Raw genomic sequence first — 17,048 nt, forward strand, 5'->3', positions numbered from 1 at the left:
TAGCAGGGAATTTGGTGGCGGGTATGGTATTTATACCGAAATTGCTTTTCTAGTCGAATGGAGTGATTAATTTGCGAATTAAATTTTTAGGTGCGGCGCAAGTAGTAACGGGATCCTGCTACCTGCTGGAAGTGGGGAGCAGCAAGATTTTAATTGACTGCGGGCTGTTTCAAGGTTCAAAAGAACTTAAAGAGCGCAATTATCGCGATTTTCCCATACCGCCGGGCAGTATCGACTTTGTACTGCTGACCCACGCCCATATTGATCACAGCGGGCTGTTACCGAAACTGATAAAACACGGTTTTCGCGGCCGGGTAATTACCACCTCTGCCACTGCAGACCTGTGCGAAGTAATGCTTCCCGATGCAGGGCACATTCAAGAAATGGAGTGTGAACGTAAAAACCGTAAAAACCGCCGGGCAGGGCGCAAATTAATAGAACCCATTTACACAGCCGAAGACGGTTTAAAGGCCATGCAGTACTTCGAGCGGGTTGAATACGGCGATATCATTTCCATAACCCCGCAGGTAACGGTGCGATTTTTAGATGCCGGTCATATACTTGGTTCCTCGATGATTGAAATTTGGGTTAAAGAGGGCCAGCAGGAAACCAAGCTGGTATTTTCCGGGGACATAGGAAACTATGATCAACCGTTTATTAATGATCCATCATTAATTTTCAATGCTGACTATGTGTTTATGGAATCAACTTACGGCAATAGACTGCACAAGCACAAAGACAACAAAGCGGAAATGCTGAAAAAGGCCATTAACGATACTTATAAAAAGGGCGGCAACCTGATTATTCCCGCCTTTGCTGTGGGCAGAACCCAGGATATTATTTATGAAATAGCGGAGCTGCAGAGAGAAGGAGCAATTCCTATTTTACCGGTATATATTGACAGTCCCATGGCGGTGAAGGCAACAGAAATCTTTAACCGCCATCCCAATGTATATGATGAAGAAACAAGTCAGTTGATCAGCCAGGGTAAGCATCCGCTGAGGCTGGATAACCTGCATTTTTCCGTTACGGCGGAGGAATCGAAAGCTCTAAATACCAAAACCGGCAGCCACATAATCATTTCTGCCAGCGGCATGTGCGACGCCGGCCGCATCAAGCACCATTTAAGACATAACTTGTGGCGCCCGGAAGCAACAATACTTATTGTGGGCTACCAGGCCATGGGCACACTGGGACGGCGCTTAGTATCCGGGGAAAAACTGGTGCGTATCCATGGTGAAGAGGTGGCTGTACGGGCCGAAATAAGAAATATCGACGGCTACTCTGCCCATGCCGATCAGGCCGGCCTGCTGGACTGGTTGAGGCAGTTTAAAAAGCCCCCCCGCCGGGTATTTTTGGTTCATGGTGAGGCAGAAGGGGCGGAAGAATTGGCCGAAATTATAAGGCGGGAGCTGAACATTCCCACCACCGTGCCGGAACTGATGCAGGAAGTTGAACTGACGGTGGGAGAAATTGCTTACCCGGATATGCTGCGTGAAACCTACAACAAGGTATCCCGGAAGCTGGAGCGTTATTTGCAGACCGATGTGGATTCCCAGGAATGTGCAGTACTGCTGCAGCAGTTGAGAGACTTGGAACGCTGGTTGGATTCAGTTATCTAGAAATATATCTGTGGTTTGGGCATAATAATTAAGAAAAGAAACCTGTGGTATGCGGCGCCGAAGAACAATTACGGGAAGTGATAATTACAATGCTCCTTACCAACGGTTTTGCAATCAATAAGTATGATCACCTGTGGTTTTATTCTATCCCGGCTTTTACCGCCACCGGTTTAGTTGTGCACGGATTTACCACCAGGATGGGCGGTGTCAGTACCGGCAGTTATGCATCTCTAAACTTGGGCCTGCACGTGGGTGACGATGCGGCGGCGGTGCTGGAAAACCGCCGCCGGGTTTGCCGCGCCCTGGGCCTCAGCTTCCACCGCTTGGTGGCCGCACAGCAGGTGCATGGCGGGGAAGTCTGCGTGGTAGCATCAAAACACCAGGGGATGGGCAGCGATTCCGTTGATCAGGCCATTGCCAATGTGGATGCGCTGATTACCAATGTACCCGGTATCCCTTTATCCAGTTATTACGCCGACTGTGTACCGCTCTTTTTTCTTGACCCGGTAAACAAGGCGGTGGGTCTTGCCCACGCCGGGTGGAAGGGGACGGTGCAAAAAATTGGAGTAAACACACTGCAGCGCATGAGCAGTGAATTTGGTACCGATCCCGGGGATCTGCTGGTTGGCATCGGACCATCCATCGGCCCCTGCTGTTATGTGGTAGACAGCAGAGTGATAAATAAACTTACCGCCGCCTTTAGCTGTTGGAATGAATTGGTTAAACCCTGCGGCCGGGAGAAATGGCTCTTAGATCTGTGGGAAACGAATAAACGGGCACTTTTGGAAGCAGGGGTTAAAGAAAAAAATATCACTGTGGCTAAAATGTGTACTTCCTGCCATAGTGATATGTTTTTTTCCCACCGGGCATCCGGAGGCTGCACCGGGCGCATGGCTTCGTTGATAATGTTAAAGGATGAACGGAATAATTAATAAGGGGAGGAAAGATGATGCCCAAAATACTGGTTGTAGATGATGAAGAAAACATTATCGAATTAGTAAAATTTAACCTGGAACGGGAAGGATACCAGGTAATTAGTACCGGCAACGGGGATGAAGCTTTGAAACTGGTGCGCCGTGAATTACCGGATTTGGTGGTGCTGGATGTAATGCTGCCCGGTACAGATGGAATAACTGTCTGTCGGAATATAAACAGTGACCCCGAAACCAAAAATATACCAATTATCATGCTCAGTGCCAGGGGAGAAGAAGTGGATAAAATACTGGGCTTGGAAATGGGTGCCGATGATTACATGACCAAACCCTTTTCGCCAAGGGAGCTGGTGGCGCGTATTAAAGCCCGGCTGCGCCGCCAGGTAGAAGAGGTTTCCTACTCCAAGCGGCTATCCGTTGGTGGTTTAATTATCGATGAAGACCGCTTTGCCGTTACTGTCAACGGGTCAAAATTAGAACTGACACCAAAGGAATTTGAACTGATGCGCTTTCTGGCTAAGCATCCCGGCAAGGTTTTTACCAGGGATTTCCTGCTGGAAAAAATTTGGGGTTATGACTATACCGGTGACTCTCGTACAGTGGACGTGCATATTCGCCATATCCGCCAAAAGCTGGAGCGGCTTGAGAATTCACCTCAATTAATTGAAACGGTGCGTGGGGTGGGGTATCGATTTAAGGAGGTAAAGTAAGCGGTGAACCTGGGAATCAAAAGCCGCATCATAGCCAGTTATGTGGGTCTTTTAATTGTGTTTATAGCTGTAACGGTGCTTTTGGCAGAGGATTTTATATCCGCTTATACTGCCATGGCCATAGCCGCTGTCAGTACCGTGATAATGTTTTATTTAATGTTAATTCGCCTGATAAAACCGTTGGAAGAAATTACCCATACTGCTTACGAAATGGCTGGGGGTATTTTGGAAAGGGAGATTATGGTTCAGGCAGACGATGAAATTGATGAGCTGGCCACCAGCATTAATTTCATGGCCCGGCAGCTGCGCCGGAATATGGTCATGATCGGTGAAGAACGCAACCGGGCCAAAGCTGTTTTAGACAGCATGGCTGACGGTGTTATTGCCCTGGATTCTGAAAGCCGGGTGATAATGCTCAACCCCGCCCTGGAAAAAAAATTTAAAATTGACAGGGGCAGCAGTATAGGCAAAAAGCTAATAGAAGTGATTCGCAATTACGAGCTGGATCAGCTTTTACGTCAGGTGCTGAAGAGTAAAGAACCGCAGTGCCGAGAAATTAAAGTATTAATGCCTAATCCCGCGGTGCTTAAAGTGCATGTCACCCCCCTCAAAGCCGGCGACAGCAATTCTTCAGGGGTAGTGGCACTGCTGCGGGATATTACCGAGCGGCGCCAGCTGGAAAAAATGCGTGCTGATTTTGTGGCCAATGTGTCCCATGAACTGCGCACTCCTCTAACTTCAATTAATGGCTTTTTAGAAACCCTTTTGGATGGGGCTATGGATGATAAAGAAACAGCCAGGCGTTTCCTGGGTATTGTAAAAAAAGAAACGGACCGTTTAAGCAAACTGGTGGATGATTTGCTTAAACTGTCCAAGTTGGAAAACAACAAAACCATATTGGAAAAACAGCCCGTTAATATGGCAAAAATTATCGGTCAGGTAACGGAAATGTTTACCGCCCAGGCGGAAGCCAAAGATATTGAAATTACTACCAAGGTACCGGAAAATGTACCTCCTGTGATGGGAGAAAAAGACTTATTAATACAAGTGCTGGTTAATTTGGTAGATAATGCCATTAAGTACACGCCGGAAAAAGGAAAAGTAACTATAACTGCCGAAGCGGAACAGCAGGCAGTAAAGGTATCGGTCCGGGACACCGGCACCGGTATCCCCCAAGAAAGCCTGCCCAGGGTATTTGAGCGCTTTTACCGGGTTGATAAGGCCCGTTCCAGAGAGGTGGGAGGCACCGGGCTGGGGTTAGCCATTGTCAAGCATGTAATAGAGCTTCATGATGGAGAAATCGAGGTTGAAAGTTCACCCGGGGGTACAGTATTTACTTTTAAACTGCCGCTGGGGCAGGGATGCTGTGCGTGTTAACATAAAGTTAACCTTAAATAAACGCAGGTATAAAAAGGAGCTGTTAGAATTGCCATGACGGGTGTATTATTAGTATTTAAGTGTATGGTCAAGGGTATTTATAGCATTGTATGAGCCAGGGGTACTTTTGACCATATGCTTCTTAACTGTTTCCTAATGTTAAGGAGGACTGTTATTTTGACTAACAGCAAAATATCCGTGCAAAACTTGAATTTGTATTATAAAGACTTTCAAGCGTTAAAAAATGTAAGCCTGGATGTGCTGGAAAACCGCGTTACTGCTTTAATTGGCCCATCCGGTTGTGGTAAATCCACTTTTTTACGCACATTAAACCGGATGAATGATTTGATAGAGGGTGTGCGTGTAGAAGGTAAAGTGACGTTAGACGGTGTAGATATCTACCGGCCGGATGTTGATGTAGTCAGCCTGCGTAAAAGAGTGGGTATGGTTTTTCAAAAACCCAATCCATTCCCGATGTCGGTTTATGACAACGTTGCTTACGGGCCCCGTATTCACGGGATCAAGAATAAGCAGCAGCTGGACCAAATAGTTGAAAAAAGCCTGCGGGGTGCGGCTTTGTGGGATGAAGTTCAAGACCGGTTGTATAAATCTGCTTTGGGTTTATCCGGTGGCCAGCAGCAGCGCCTGTGTATTGCCAGGCTGCTGGCGGTGGAACCGGAGGTTTTGCTAATGGATGAGCCCACTTCAGCCCTTGATCCGGTTTCCACGTTAAAAATTGAAGAATTAATTCGCGAATTAAAAAATAAATACACCATCATTATAGTAACCCACAACATGCAGCAGGCAGCCAGGGTTTCCGATACCACCGCATTTTTCCTCAATGGGGATTTAGTGGAATGCGGGGATACCGGTGCAATATTTACCATGCCCGAGGATAAACGGACAGAAGACTATATTACCGGTAGATTTGGTTAGGTATAACTTTTGGGGGTATAAAAACAAATGACAGTGAGAAGCAATTTTGACAAAGCGTTGATGGAAATACAGCAGGACATCCTGCGTGTGGCCAGTTTGGTTGAAGAATCCATTTACAATTCCATGGAAGCTTTAAACAGTCAAGATGTTGTACTGGCGGCTAAAGTGATTGAAGGCGACGACGTAATAGATGATCTGAAAGAAAAAATAGAGAATAAATGTATTACCCTGATTGCCACTCAGCAGCCCATAGCTAAAGACCTGCGGGTGGTGATAACGGGAATTAAGATTCTGGTCAGCCTGGAGCGTATTGGCGATCACTCGGTGGATATTGCCCGGACAACCATGTGCCTGGCAGAGCAAAAATTAATCAAACCGCTGGTGGATCTCACGCACATGGCCAAACTGGTGCAGGACATGGTTAGAGACGGCCTGGACGCTTATGTCCATGGAGATGTTGAGAAAGCTCGTGAAATGTGTGATAACGATGACGAAGTGGATGACCTGTACCACAAGATTTTTAGAGAATTGACTGTGTACATGAAAAAAGACCCTGAAACCATCGACCAGGCAGTTTATTTAATGTTTATAAGCAGGTTCTTAGAACGGATTGGTGACCATGCCACCAACATCGGTGAAAATGTTATTTATTTAGTTACAGGGGAAAAGGAAGAACTTAATTAAAAAGTAAATTTTTCACAGGACGCGATTATCGCGTCCTTTTTTACGCAGGATTTAAGACACCATCGTCGAATTAATTCTTATAAACCGGTGAGCGAACGTTACAAAAGCCACCGGCTCAGCAGGATGACATTTTTCATGGTAGGTACTCATGCCATAAATGGCACCTTCAGAGGACAACAAGCCACCGCTCAGCAGGATAACATTTTTCATGGTAGATTGGGAGTGGGAGAAAAGTGTGCGCAGAAATAAAATAAAACGTCGTAAAAAAAGACTTTTATTAAGTGCATGTATTATACTATTATTATTATCAATAGTGGTTTGGACAGCCACCGGGTTAACCCGCCCGCTGGTACTGAGCCTTTTAATAGATGCAGACAGTGCTAGAAACAGCACGGTAACAGAAACAGTATTATCTTCAGGGTTATTAATAAAGGAAGAACTGCTGGTTAGGGCACCGGTAGGCGGTAAAATAACCCTGCTGGTAAAAGAAGGTGATCGCATTCCGGCAGGAACGGTGGTGGCAAAAATCAGCAGCATAAATTTAAGTTCCCCCGGTGGTACTGCAGATACAGTTGTTTATGCCCCTAAAGCCGGGACAGTATGTATGCATATTGACGGTTTAGAAGGCGTGCTGACCCCTGCAGCAGCTGATGAATTAGAATTATCCCAGATTGATACAATAAGAACAAATTTAACCATCCACACGGAAAAACAAAGGGCAGTGGAAAAGAGCCAGCCGATAATTAAACTGGTGGACAACCTGGAACCAATTATCATATACTTGGAACTTAGTGGTCCTAAAATGCCGTACAAGCGGTTGAAAAAGGGAGAAAAAATTAAGTTGAAATATCAAGACAGCTGGTTCACGGCCCGGGTATTAAAATCCAAAATCCAAAAACAGCACCAGTGGATACTGGTTACTGCAAAAGACTATCCCAATGAAATTATTCACGTCAGAAATGCCAATTTTGAAATATTAAAAAAAGAGTTAAGCGGCCTGTTGATACCGCAAAGGGCTCTGGTGTATAAAGACAATAAACCTGGCTTGTATAAAATATACCAGCGTAAAATTGTGTGGGTGCCGGTGGAAATACAGGGAACCCTTAAAAACCAGGTTGCGGTAAAAAGTAAAGAACTGTCTACCGGTGTACGATATATATTAAACCCGCAGCTGGTAAGGGAAGGAGATTTAATCTTTTAGGTTGTAGCTTTCGGCAGCCGTTTGCAGGGGAGAGCACTTTTCAGATACTATTTTTCAGGATAGCCGATAAAAAGGAGAGGCTGATATATATGACTGAAGTTGATGTAGTGGCAAACTTGGAGTCAGTACAAAAACGGATCAGGGCGGCTGAACTGCGCGGCGGCAGGCAGCCGGGATCAGTTAAACTGGTGGCGGTAACCAAGAAAGTACCGGTTGAACAAATTACCAAAGTGCTGGAAGCCGGCATATCCGACCTGGGCGAAAACAGGGTTCAGGAACTGATGGCAAAACAAGAACAGCTGCCCGGGGCAAACTGGCATTTAATTGGCCATTTACAAACGAATAAAGTTAAATATGTAATAAATAAAACAGTATTAATCCACTCTCTGGACCGGTGGAAATTGGCTGAAACCATCCACCGCCTTGCCGCAGCTAAAGGACTTACAGTGGATGTTCTGGTTCAGGTGAATATCTCCGGCGAAGAAACAAAGTACGGGTTATCTCCAAATGAAGTAGAGGATTTTATAACAGAAGCATCGCAGCTGTCAGCAATCAATATCAGAGGGTTAATGACCATGGCGCCTTATGTGGACAACCCCGAAGAGGTACGGCCGATTTTTAAAGAATTGTACACCATGCGGCAGAAACTGGCCGAAAAATGGCCCCACATCCAGCTGACGTCCATGGGCATGACCAATGATTTTGAAGTGGCAGTGGAAGAAGGGGCCGACATTGTCAGGGTGGGCTCGGCCATTTTCCGTGCCTAGTTTCGGCACCTTCAGAGGACAAAAAGCAGGCAGCCTTTTGTACAAGTGAGCGTTTATAGATGAGCCGCAGCCGAACTAAGTGAGGGGTGCCGGTGGAGGCAGGGTGACGCACAGGAAGTGCGGCACCGGCATCTGAGTCACGGACGACGAATATGCCGGGTACCCTGCCGTAACCGGCAGACCGAACGCTAAGTTTGGCCGGCGAAGGAATTTTAGCGAACGTTACAAAAGCTACCGGCTTAGAACCGCAGCATTTTTTAGGGTAGGGGAGTATTTCCGGCTGTTGGCCCGGAAAGGAGGGGCTGTATGGGTAAAAAATTTTTAGACAAAATGATGGGCATAATGGGCTTTGATGATGAAGAAGATATTTACGATGATGAAGAACAATTAGAGGAAAATTTTCAAGAAGATACTAAAGCAGCAAGACGCAAGGGCACAGTTGTCAGCCTGCACACCCAGCGGCAGGTACAGGTGGTGCTGGCGGAACCTTCTTCCTATGACGAAGTACAGGACATTGCCGACAACCTGAAAAACCACCGCCCGGTTATAGTAAACTTAGAAAATGCAGAAACAGATTTAGCCCGCCGGGTAATTGACTTTATGAGCGGCACCACTTATGCTTTAAATGGTAATATGCAAAAAGTAGGAAAAAATATTTTCCTGTTTGTACCCAATAATATTGACATAGCCAGTGAACTAAAGGAAAAAGTACGTGAAAAGGGCATTTTTTCAATTTTCCAGTCATAGCTTGATTATAGGAGGAGATTTGTATGCCTCTAAAGGGACAGTCGGTTGGTTTTATTGGCGGAGGTGTAATGGCTGAGGCGCTGATAAGCGGGTTGATTAAAAGTGAATTGATTACTGCCGAAAATATTTTTGTCAGTGATCCGGATACTGAACGCTTAATGCTGTTAAAAGAAAAAAATGGTGTTAATACTGTAGAAAATAATATAGAGCTGGTCAAGTCTGCCAGTATCTTAATTATGGCGGTGAAACCGCAGGTAATTGATGAGGTTTTGTCGGAAATCAAAGCACATATCAACAAGAATCACTGGGTTATAACCTTTGCGGCAGGAATAACCACCGGTCACATAGAAAATCACCTGGGTGAAATACCGGTGGTACGGGTGATGACCAATACCGCCTGTTTGGTATCTGCAGGTGCCAGCGCATTGGCCTGCGGTTCCTATGCCGCTGCGGAACATGCCGAAATTTGCCAGGAAATTTTTAAATCAGTAGGTAAAGTAGTGACTGTAAAGGAAGAACTTTTGGACGCTGTAACCGGTTTGTCCGGCAGCGGTCCTGCCTATATGTATGTTATTATGGAAGCGTTGATAGACGCCGGGGTAAGGGTGGGCTTACCTCGAAAAATAGCCACGGAATTAACCGTTCAAACCATGCTGGGTGCTGCCAGGATGGTGATGGAGACCGGCAGGCATCCCGGGCGTCTAAAAGATATGGTTACAACCCCCGGTGGCACCACTGCAGCGGGAATGTATGAGCTGGAGGACGGGGGTTTAAGGGTAACACTGATGAATGCGGTGATGGCTGCCACAGAACAATCTAAACGAATATCAGAAAGGCTAAAATAATAACGAGGTGAATTAATGTTTATTATTTATCAAGCTGTTGACGTAGCCTTTGAGGTTTACAAGGTGATTATATTTGCCAGAATTATACTTTCCTTTGTAAAACATAACCCGTATAGTCCGCTGATAAGGTTTGTTTATGATATGACAGAGCCTTATTTATCAATTTTCCGGCGGTTTATTCCCCCGGTGGGAATGGTTGATTTTTCACCAATTGCAGCGCTGTTTGCACTGAGCATCATTAAATGGTTAGTAATGAGTTTGCTGAGGGCGATTTTCTAAATGGTATTAATTGATCGTGAAAAATTATTAAACAGTTATGCCGGTACCGAAGAAAGGGCCTTACTGGCCAGGGCCATTGACCTGGCAGAGAAGGTGTTAAAAAATCACCGGCCGCTGGTAACTGATTTTTATGACCCGTACCATACGGGTCTAGTATTTTCTTTACTGAACCCCATTTCCGATATTGAAATAACTGCCGATGGCGGTTACCCCGATGCCGAACGAACCAGGGTGATAATCTATCCCGATTACATGCTGCCGGAACAGCTGGATTCCCAATTGGCGTTTTTAGTTGTGGAAGGTAACTGTAAAATGGCCGGGGTAACCCACCGGGACTATTTGGGTTCACTGACCGGTTTGGGCCTGAAAAGGGACAGGCTGGGTGATATCATAGTGGGTGAAAAGGGGGCGCAGCTGGTGGTGGATGCCGGTGTAGCTCCCTACATTAGAGCAAACCTGACCAAAGTGGGCAGGGTGAAGGTTAACGTTAGAGAAATTACCAGGGAACAGCTGCAGCTGCCCGCACCGAAGATAAAAGTAATTAATGCCACCGTAGCCTCAATGCGATTGGATGCCGTAGCTGCTGCCGGCTATGGTACCTCCCGCAGTAAGCTGGTGAGAGAAATAAAGGCAGAAAGATTAAATATCAACTGGTGCCCATGCAGCAATCCTTCTGCCCCGGTTAAAGAGGGAGACATGCTGTCCCTCCGCGGCCGGGGGAGGGTAAAAGTGGCAGCGGTAAAGGGCAGCACCAAGAAAGGGCGCATTGCACTGGTGCTGCATAAATACTTGTAAAGGCAGTGCAGCTCTTTATGCCGCGTACAGGCACATCAGGGGATGAAAAGCCGGCGGCTCAGCAGGATACCATTTTTCAGGATAGTGGAGGTGTACCTTATTGTTAACTCCTCTTGATATTCGTCAAAAGGAATTTAAAAAAAGTTTCCGGGGATATGATGAGCGGCAGGTGGACAAGTTTTTAGAAGAAGCTGCTGATACAGTAGAAGATTTACTAAAGGAAAATGAGCGGCTTAAGAAAAACCTGGCTGAATGTGAAAGCCGCCACCAACAGTATCGCCAGTTGGAAGAAGCAATAAAAGAAACCATGGTAATGGCGCAAAAAAATGCCCAGGAACTAAAAGAAAATACCGATAAAGAAATTAAAGTATTAATGCAGGATGCCTACCAGCGGTCAGAAAAAATTATTCAGGATGCTGAAGAAGAGGGGAAGAAAAAAATCGCCGCGGCCCAGGCCAAGGTACAGGAAATAATGGAAGAATACCGGGAAATACAAAAACAGGCCCAGGTATTCCGGGCTCAGTTCCGCACTTTTTTGGAAACCCAGTTGGAACTGCTCGCGGCGGAAGACCAAAGACACCAGAAACTTCCAGAGGATCCACAGGAAGAAGAACAGGCGGGTTGATAAGCCGTGCTGTACATAAAAGAAGAAAACGGTACAGTGACATCCAGAGTGCGGGTACAGCCCAGGGCTTCTAAAAACCAGATTTCCGGGCTGCTGGATGATGCGGTGAAAATAAGATTAACTGTTCTCTTAAAATATAATTAAATAATGTCAAAAGTTGACCGCTAATACATGTTCTTGTATAATACAATAGGTAGTTTTATAATAATAAATCTTCTTAAAGCCTGTGAACGGAACAGTAGATTGTGGTTAATGTTTCAGAGAGCCCGGGTGAGGTGGAAGCCGGGTACATGGCCGCTTTCGAAGATCCTCCGGGAGGTGCACGATCGAATGCGCAGTGGTGTTAGTAGGTTGTGCCGGACACACCGACGTTAACGGTGCAGAGTGATCAGGTGCCTGGCGCCTGTTCACAAGGGTGGTACCGCGGAAGATAATCCGTCCCTTGGGGGGGCGGATTTTTTGTTTTAGATATTAAAAATTTTAAAAGAGGTGAAATTGCATTATGGATTACGGCAAGACATTAAACCTGCCTAAAACCGACTTTCCCATGCGGGGAAATTTGCCCCAGCGGGAACCGGAAATGTTAAAATGGTGGGAAGAAATTGACATCTACCGCCGGGTACAGCAGAAGAACAAAGGTAAAGAAAAATTTATTCTGCATGACGGGCCTCCCTATGCCAATGGCCACATTCACCTGGGTCATACATTAAACAAAGTATTAAAAGATATGGTGGTTAAATACCGCTCAATGGCCGGATATGATGCTCCCTATGTACCGGGTTGGGATACCCACGGCCTGCCCATTGAACAGCAGGTAATTAAAAAACTTAAAATCAACCGCCACGAAATTGATCCGGTGGAATTTAGAAAACAATGTAAAGAATATGCTCTTAAATTTGTAGAAATTCAAAAAGAAGAATTTAAGCGGTTAGGGGTACGCGGCGATTGGGACCACCCCTATTACACACTGCTGCCCAAATATGAAGCTAAACAAATTCGGGTTTTTGGAGAAATGGCCAAAGCCGGTTATATCTATAAAGGATTAAAACCGGTATACTGGTGTGCCGACTGCGAAACAGCGCTGGCAGAAGCGGAAGTGGAATACAGTGATAAAACATCACCATCCATCTATGTGAAATTCCCGGTAAAAGACGGTAAGGAACTGCTGCCGGAGGAAAAAACATACGTGGTAATTTGGACCACCACCCCGTGGACGCTGCCGGCCAACGTGGCCATTGCTCTGCACCCGGAGCTGGATTACGTACTGGTACAGGTGGGAGATGATAAACACCTGCTGGCCAGGGAGCTGCTGGAAAAATACCTGCAAATTACCGAGCTTAAAGATACTAAAATCCTAAAAGAATTTAAAGGTGAACAGCTGGAAGGGGTGGTATGCAGGCATCCCTTTATGGACCGTGATTCGCTGGTTATTTTAGGTGATCACGTAACCACCGATACAGGTACCGGTTGTGTTCACACGGCCACCGGTCATGGTGAAGAAGACTTTATGGTGGGTAAAAAATATAACCTGCCGGTGATTTCCCCGGTGAATAACAGCGGAGTTTTCACCGCAGAAGCGGGGAAATTCCAGGGAACAAAAATTTGGGAAGCCAATAAACTTATTATAGAAGAACTAAAAAATTTGGGTATGCTGGTGTATGTAGATAAAATCCAGCACTCCTACCCCCACTGCTGGCGCTGCAAACAGCCTGTTTTCTTCCGGGCCACAGAGCAGTGGTTTGCTTCAGTGGAAGGGTTCCGTCAAAAAGCATTGGAAGCCATTAGAAATAAAGTACAGTGGATTCCTTCCTGGGGTGAAGATCGTATCTACAACATGATCGAAGGACGGGGTGACTGGTGCATTTCCCGCCAGCGTGTATGGGGTGTGCCCATTCCCATCTTCTACTGTAAGGAATGCGGCAGAGAATTAATAAACGAAGCCACCATTGCCCACCTGGAAAAAATATTTGCCGAACACGGTTCCGATGCTTGGTTCAGCAGGGAAGTTAAAGACTTAATGCCCGAGGGAACCAGCTGTCCCCACTGCGGTGCAGCTGAATTTAATAAAGAAACAGACACCATGGATGTTTGGTTTGATTCCGGTTCCAGTCACCTGGGTGTATTGGATCAGCCGGAATTGTGGCCGGATTTGCGCTGGCCGGCAGATCTCTACCTGGAGGGCAGCGACCAGCACCGGGGATGGTTTAACTCTTCACTGTCCACAGCCATGGCGGTAACCGGGGAACCGCCTTACAAAGCGGTGCTGACCCATGGTTTTGTGGTAGACGAAAATGGACGAAAAATGTCTAAATCACTGGGGAATGTTGTAGACCCGTTAAAAGTAATTAAACAAATGGGTGCCGATATTCTGCGCCTGTGGGTATCATCAGCTGACTACCGCGGTGACTTGGCAGTATCTAACAATATCTTAAAGCAGTTAACCGAAGCCTATCGCAAAATTCGCAATACCGCTCGTTTTCTGTTGGGTAACTTGAGAGATTTTGAACCGGATAAACACAGTTTGCCGTACCGGGAGCTGCAGGAATTAGACCGCTGGGCACTGCTGCGCCTGCACAGGCTGATAGACCGGGTGGTAAAGGCTTACGACAATTACGAGTTTCATGTGGTTTACCATGCGGTGCATAACTTCTGTGTAATAGATATGAGTGCCCGTTACCTGGATATTATTAAAGACCGGCTGTACACGTCGCTGCCGGAATCTAAAGAGCGCCGGGCGGCTCAAACAGTACTGTACCAGGTATTGGATGCACTGGTTAGGTTAATCACCCCGGTGCTGGCCTTTACCAGTGAAGAAATTTACAGGCACATGCCCAAGCCGGAAGGCAGCCCCATAAGCGTGCAGCTGCTGGATATGCCGGAAGTAAATGAAGAGTACCTGGACATTGATTTGGAACAAAAGTGGGATCGCTTGATGCAGGTGAGGGCAGAGGTACTGAAACACCTGGAAACTGCCCGAAAGGAAAAATTCATCGGCAATTCCCTGGAAGCAGCGGTACAGGTTTATGCAGCGGAAGAATTATATAACTTCTTAAAGCCCATGGAAAAAGACCTGGCCGCATTGTTTATTACCTCCCAGGCTTACTTGAACAAAGGAATTCCTGCCGGTGCAGCTGCCAGCGAAACATTACCGGGTTTGGCAGTTAAAGTGGAAAGGGCTGTGGGAGAAAAATGCGAGCGCTGCTGGATGTACCATGAAGGGGTAGGCAGCAGCGATAAGCATCCTTCCCTTTGTCCCCGCTGTGCTTCGGTTGTACGACAAATGGAATCCCAGGATTAACCCCTGGGATTTTATATTTTGTTCATATACCGGTATCAAATACCAAGTTGTTTTCAGCATGAAATTTGTGGTAAAATTGATTCAGTCTTAAAAGTGTAAATATAAAAGCGTAAAGCTTTACTTTTAAACATTCGGAGGTGAAGTAACGTGAGGTGCACCATCCATCCGGAAAAAATATCTGACCTGAGCAAAGAACAAATGGAAGAACTGTTGTTTTCAATACTGCAGCATGTAAACCGGGCCTTTGTTTACAACACCGGGCCGGTAGAGCTTAGCAACCGGATACTAACAGAACTGATTGAAAGCAATCTGCTTGATTTAAAAGGCGGGGGTTGTGGAAGGTGTAATTCCTGTGCTCCGCTCCCAAGACCGAAAAAAGAAGGTAAAATTATAAAATTTCCTAAGAAATGACATTTTAAGTCAGTGTTCGAAAAGAAGCACGAGAGACACGAGAAGTTCAAGGCGGCGAAGGCTTTTTAGCTTTATAATTGGTAATAATGCCCTTTCTAATTCTTTGGGTGATAATACCGCCGATGCGTCCTGCTTCTTTGGCATTGAGGGCTCCCCATCCATGCTGGCGTATTTTATCACCCAGGCCCAGTTCTTCTGCTACTTCCATCCGCAGTAACTCTTCTTTAGTGGGTTTCTTTTTTCGGGGGGATTTTTTAGCCATCATATCATCTCCTTGTTGTAGTTTGGGAAGAAGAAACCCTTCATATTATGGCTGTTTATAAATAAAATATTAGTAAATATAATTGACAATTTTAGCAGGATAATAAAAAAGGACGACGAATTTATAAAATTTAAAATAATCAAATAATTGACCGGAGGAAGGCAGCAGGAGAGTTCTGGAAAAACCAGGCGCCGAAGGAGCAAGGTTATCACTGGCTGGGCGGTAACCGAAACTCTCAGGCAAAATGAACTGCTGCCGGACGGAACTCTGGAGAGTCCCGCGGTGGACACCCAAGGGGAAACCCCGGCAGGGGTAATCTCTCAGGTAAACGGACAGAGAAAACAGCTGGTATGGCTTTCTCTGTCTTTTTTGTTTGCAGCGGAAAAGCACCACATGACTAAGTCTTTCCAGTGTCATAATAAAACAGTGGAACTGTGGCGGAGGTGTAATATAATGGATAACCTGAAACGTACTCCCCTTTACGAGGTGCACCTGGAACTGAAAGCTAAAATGGTGCCCTTCGGCGGTTGGGAAATGCCGGTGCAGTATGGGGGAATTATTAAAGAACACAAAGCGGTGCGTGAGAGGGCGGGCTTGTTTGATGTATCCCACATGGGAGAATTATTGTTGGAGGGGCCGGAAGCCTTAGCTGCACTGCAAAAACTGGTTACAAACGATGTATCTAAAATTGGCATCGGGCGGGCTATGTATACGCCGATGATTAATGAAGATGGCGGTACTGTTGATGACCTGTTGATATATAACCTGGGGCTAAATCGTTACCTGTTGGTGGTTAACGCCTCAAATAAGGACAAAGACCTGGCCTGGATAAAAGAACATTTAACCGGGGAAGTGGATGTGGTAGATAAATCCCATGATTATGCCCTGCTGGCACTGCAGGGACCGTTATCCCAACAGGTGCTGCAAAGTCTTACTTCCTTGGATTTAAAAGAGATTAAATACTATCATTTTGCCATGGGGGCGGTGGCTGAGGTGCCCTGTTTGGTTTCCCGTACCGGCTATACCGGGGAAGATGGTTTTGAGCTGTACTGCCACCCCGAAGAAGCAGAAAAACTGTGGCGGGCAATTTTAGACACCGGCCGGCGGCATGGGGTGGTGCCGGTGGGACTGGGTGCCAGGGATACCCTGCGCTTTGAAGCTTGTTTAGCCCTTTATGGACACGAACTAACCGAAGATATTAACCCGCTGATGGCGGGTCTGGGCTGGACAGTTAAGTTTGACAAGGGAGAATTTATCGGTAAGCAGGCTCTGTTAAGCATCAAAGAAAAAGGTGTCAGCCACAAACTGGTAGGCCTAAAAATGATCGAACGGGGTGTTCCCAGGGAAGGTTATGCAGTTGCAGTTGATGGTCAGCAGGTGGGATGGGTCACCACCGGCAGTTATGCCCCCACATTAAATGCCAACCTGGCACTGGCTTATGTTAAACCTGAATATGCCGGCAATGATACTGAGTTGGACATTATAATTCGCGGCAGGGAATTAAAGGCCCAGGTTGTTCCGAAACCTTTTTATAAAAGAAATAAATAAATTTAAGGA

18 protein-coding genes, 1 riboswitch and 1 other annotated feature are annotated in these 17,048 nt (G+C 46.2%); of the genes, 17 read left to right on the forward strand and 1 reads right to left on the reverse strand.

Features of this window, described 5'->3' with window-relative positions:
- Window positions 1-71 precede the first annotated feature (71 nt).
- The 16 genes from JOC37_RS08000 to JOC37_RS08075 all read left to right on the forward strand — a co-directional run bounded on the left by JOC37_RS08000 (window position 72) and on the right by JOC37_RS08075 (window position 15,229).
- Window positions 72-1,622: an MBL fold metallo-hydrolase RNA specificity domain-containing protein gene (locus tag JOC37_RS08000; RefSeq protein ID WP_204617807.1), complete on the forward strand. Its 1,551-nt coding sequence runs from the start codon at window positions 72-74 to the stop codon at window positions 1,620-1,622.
- Between the two features lie 89 nt (window positions 1,623-1,711).
- Window positions 1,712-2,554 carry a peptidoglycan editing factor PgeF gene (gene pgeF / locus JOC37_RS08005; RefSeq protein WP_204617809.1) on the forward strand — a complete coding sequence of 281 codons (843 nt, stop codon included), beginning with the start codon at window positions 1,712-1,714 and terminating at the stop codon, window positions 2,552-2,554.
- Between the two features lie 17 nt (window positions 2,555-2,571).
- Window positions 2,572-3,264, forward strand: a complete 693-nt coding sequence (locus JOC37_RS08010) for a winged helix-turn-helix domain-containing protein (protein ID WP_274380938.1) — start codon at window positions 2,572-2,574, stop codon at window positions 3,262-3,264.
- Window positions 3,265-3,267: 3 nt separating this feature from the next.
- Window positions 3,268-4,641 carry a two-component system histidine kinase PnpS gene (gene pnpS / locus JOC37_RS08015; protein WP_204617812.1) on the forward strand — a complete coding sequence of 458 codons (1,374 nt, stop codon included), beginning with the start codon at window positions 3,268-3,270 and terminating at the stop codon, window positions 4,639-4,641.
- Window positions 4,642-4,797: 156 nt separating this feature from the next.
- Complete coding sequence (gene pstB, locus JOC37_RS08020; RefSeq protein ID WP_238480826.1) at window positions 4,798-5,577, forward strand: phosphate ABC transporter ATP-binding protein PstB; 780 nt, start codon at window positions 4,798-4,800, stop codon at window positions 5,575-5,577.
- Between the two features lie 27 nt (window positions 5,578-5,604).
- Entirely contained in the window at window positions 5,605-6,261 is a 657-nt protein-coding gene (gene phoU, locus JOC37_RS08025; protein WP_204617816.1) for a phosphate signaling complex protein PhoU, read from the forward strand.
- A gap of 235 nt (window positions 6,262-6,496) precedes the next feature.
- Window positions 6,497-7,462, forward strand: a complete 966-nt coding sequence (locus JOC37_RS08030; protein WP_204617818.1) for a biotin/lipoyl attachment domain-containing protein — start codon at window positions 6,497-6,499, stop codon at window positions 7,460-7,462.
- Between the two features lie 89 nt (window positions 7,463-7,551).
- Window positions 7,552-8,229: a YggS family pyridoxal phosphate-dependent enzyme gene (locus JOC37_RS08035; protein ID WP_204617820.1), complete on the forward strand. Its 678-nt coding sequence runs from the start codon at window positions 7,552-7,554 to the stop codon at window positions 8,227-8,229.
- Window positions 8,230-8,535: 306 nt separating this feature from the next.
- The gene (locus JOC37_RS08040) at window positions 8,536-8,976 is read left to right on the forward strand and encodes a cell division protein SepF (protein WP_204617822.1); all 441 of its coding nucleotides are present in this window, start codon (window positions 8,536-8,538) and stop codon (window positions 8,974-8,976) included.
- Window positions 8,977-8,999: 23 nt separating this feature from the next.
- A complete protein-coding gene (gene proC, locus JOC37_RS08045) occupies window positions 9,000-9,821 on the forward strand; it encodes a pyrroline-5-carboxylate reductase (RefSeq protein WP_204617824.1) in 822 nt (273 codons plus the stop codon).
- 15 nt (window positions 9,822-9,836) lie between these two features.
- A complete protein-coding gene (locus JOC37_RS08050) occupies window positions 9,837-10,100 on the forward strand; it encodes a YggT family protein (protein ID WP_204617826.1) in 264 nt (87 codons plus the stop codon).
- Window positions 10,101-10,895, forward strand: coding sequence for a photosystem II electron transport protein, Sll1252 family (locus tag JOC37_RS08055; RefSeq protein ID WP_204617828.1), 795 nt, complete (start codon window positions 10,101-10,103; stop codon window positions 10,893-10,895).
- Window positions 10,896-10,995: 100 nt separating this feature from the next.
- Window positions 10,996-11,520 carry a DivIVA domain-containing protein gene (locus JOC37_RS08060; protein ID WP_204617830.1) on the forward strand — a complete coding sequence of 175 codons (525 nt, stop codon included), beginning with the start codon at window positions 10,996-10,998 and terminating at the stop codon, window positions 11,518-11,520.
- Window positions 11,521-11,526: 6 nt separating this feature from the next.
- A complete protein-coding gene (locus JOC37_RS08065; protein WP_204617832.1) occupies window positions 11,527-11,664 on the forward strand; it encodes a DUF167 domain-containing protein in 138 nt (45 codons plus the stop codon).
- Window positions 11,665-11,737: 73 nt separating this feature from the next.
- Window positions 11,738-11,966 (forward strand) — a binding site (T-box leader).
- Between the two features lie 56 nt (window positions 11,967-12,022).
- Complete coding sequence (gene ileS / locus JOC37_RS08070) at window positions 12,023-14,818, forward strand: isoleucine--tRNA ligase (protein WP_204617834.1); 2,796 nt, start codon at window positions 12,023-12,025, stop codon at window positions 14,816-14,818.
- 147 nt (window positions 14,819-14,965) lie between these two features.
- Window positions 14,966-15,229 (forward strand): hypothetical protein, encoded by a 264-nt coding sequence (locus tag JOC37_RS08075; protein WP_204617836.1) that lies wholly within the window; start codon window positions 14,966-14,968, stop codon window positions 15,227-15,229.
- 46 nt (window positions 15,230-15,275) lie between these two features.
- Here JOC37_RS08075 and JOC37_RS08080 read toward each other — a convergent pair whose 3' ends face one another.
- Entirely contained in the window at window positions 15,276-15,491 is a 216-nt protein-coding gene (locus JOC37_RS08080) for an alpha/beta-type small acid-soluble spore protein (protein WP_238480828.1), read from the reverse strand.
- 155 nt (window positions 15,492-15,646) lie between these two features.
- Window positions 15,647-15,753, forward strand: a riboswitch (glycine riboswitch).
- 191 nt (window positions 15,754-15,944) lie between these two features.
- Here JOC37_RS08080 and gcvT point away from each other — a divergent pair.
- Window positions 15,945-17,039, forward strand: a complete 1,095-nt coding sequence (gcvT, locus tag JOC37_RS08085) for a glycine cleavage system aminomethyltransferase GcvT (protein WP_204617840.1) — start codon at window positions 15,945-15,947, stop codon at window positions 17,037-17,039.
- Window positions 17,040-17,048: the final 9 nt, after the last annotated feature.

Origin of the sequence: Desulforadius tongensis (genome assembly GCF_016907915.1) — a bacterium.
In the GTDB taxonomy this organism is placed as follows: Bacteria; Bacillota; Desulfotomaculia; order Desulfotomaculales; family Desulfohalotomaculaceae; genus Desulforadius; species Desulforadius tongensis.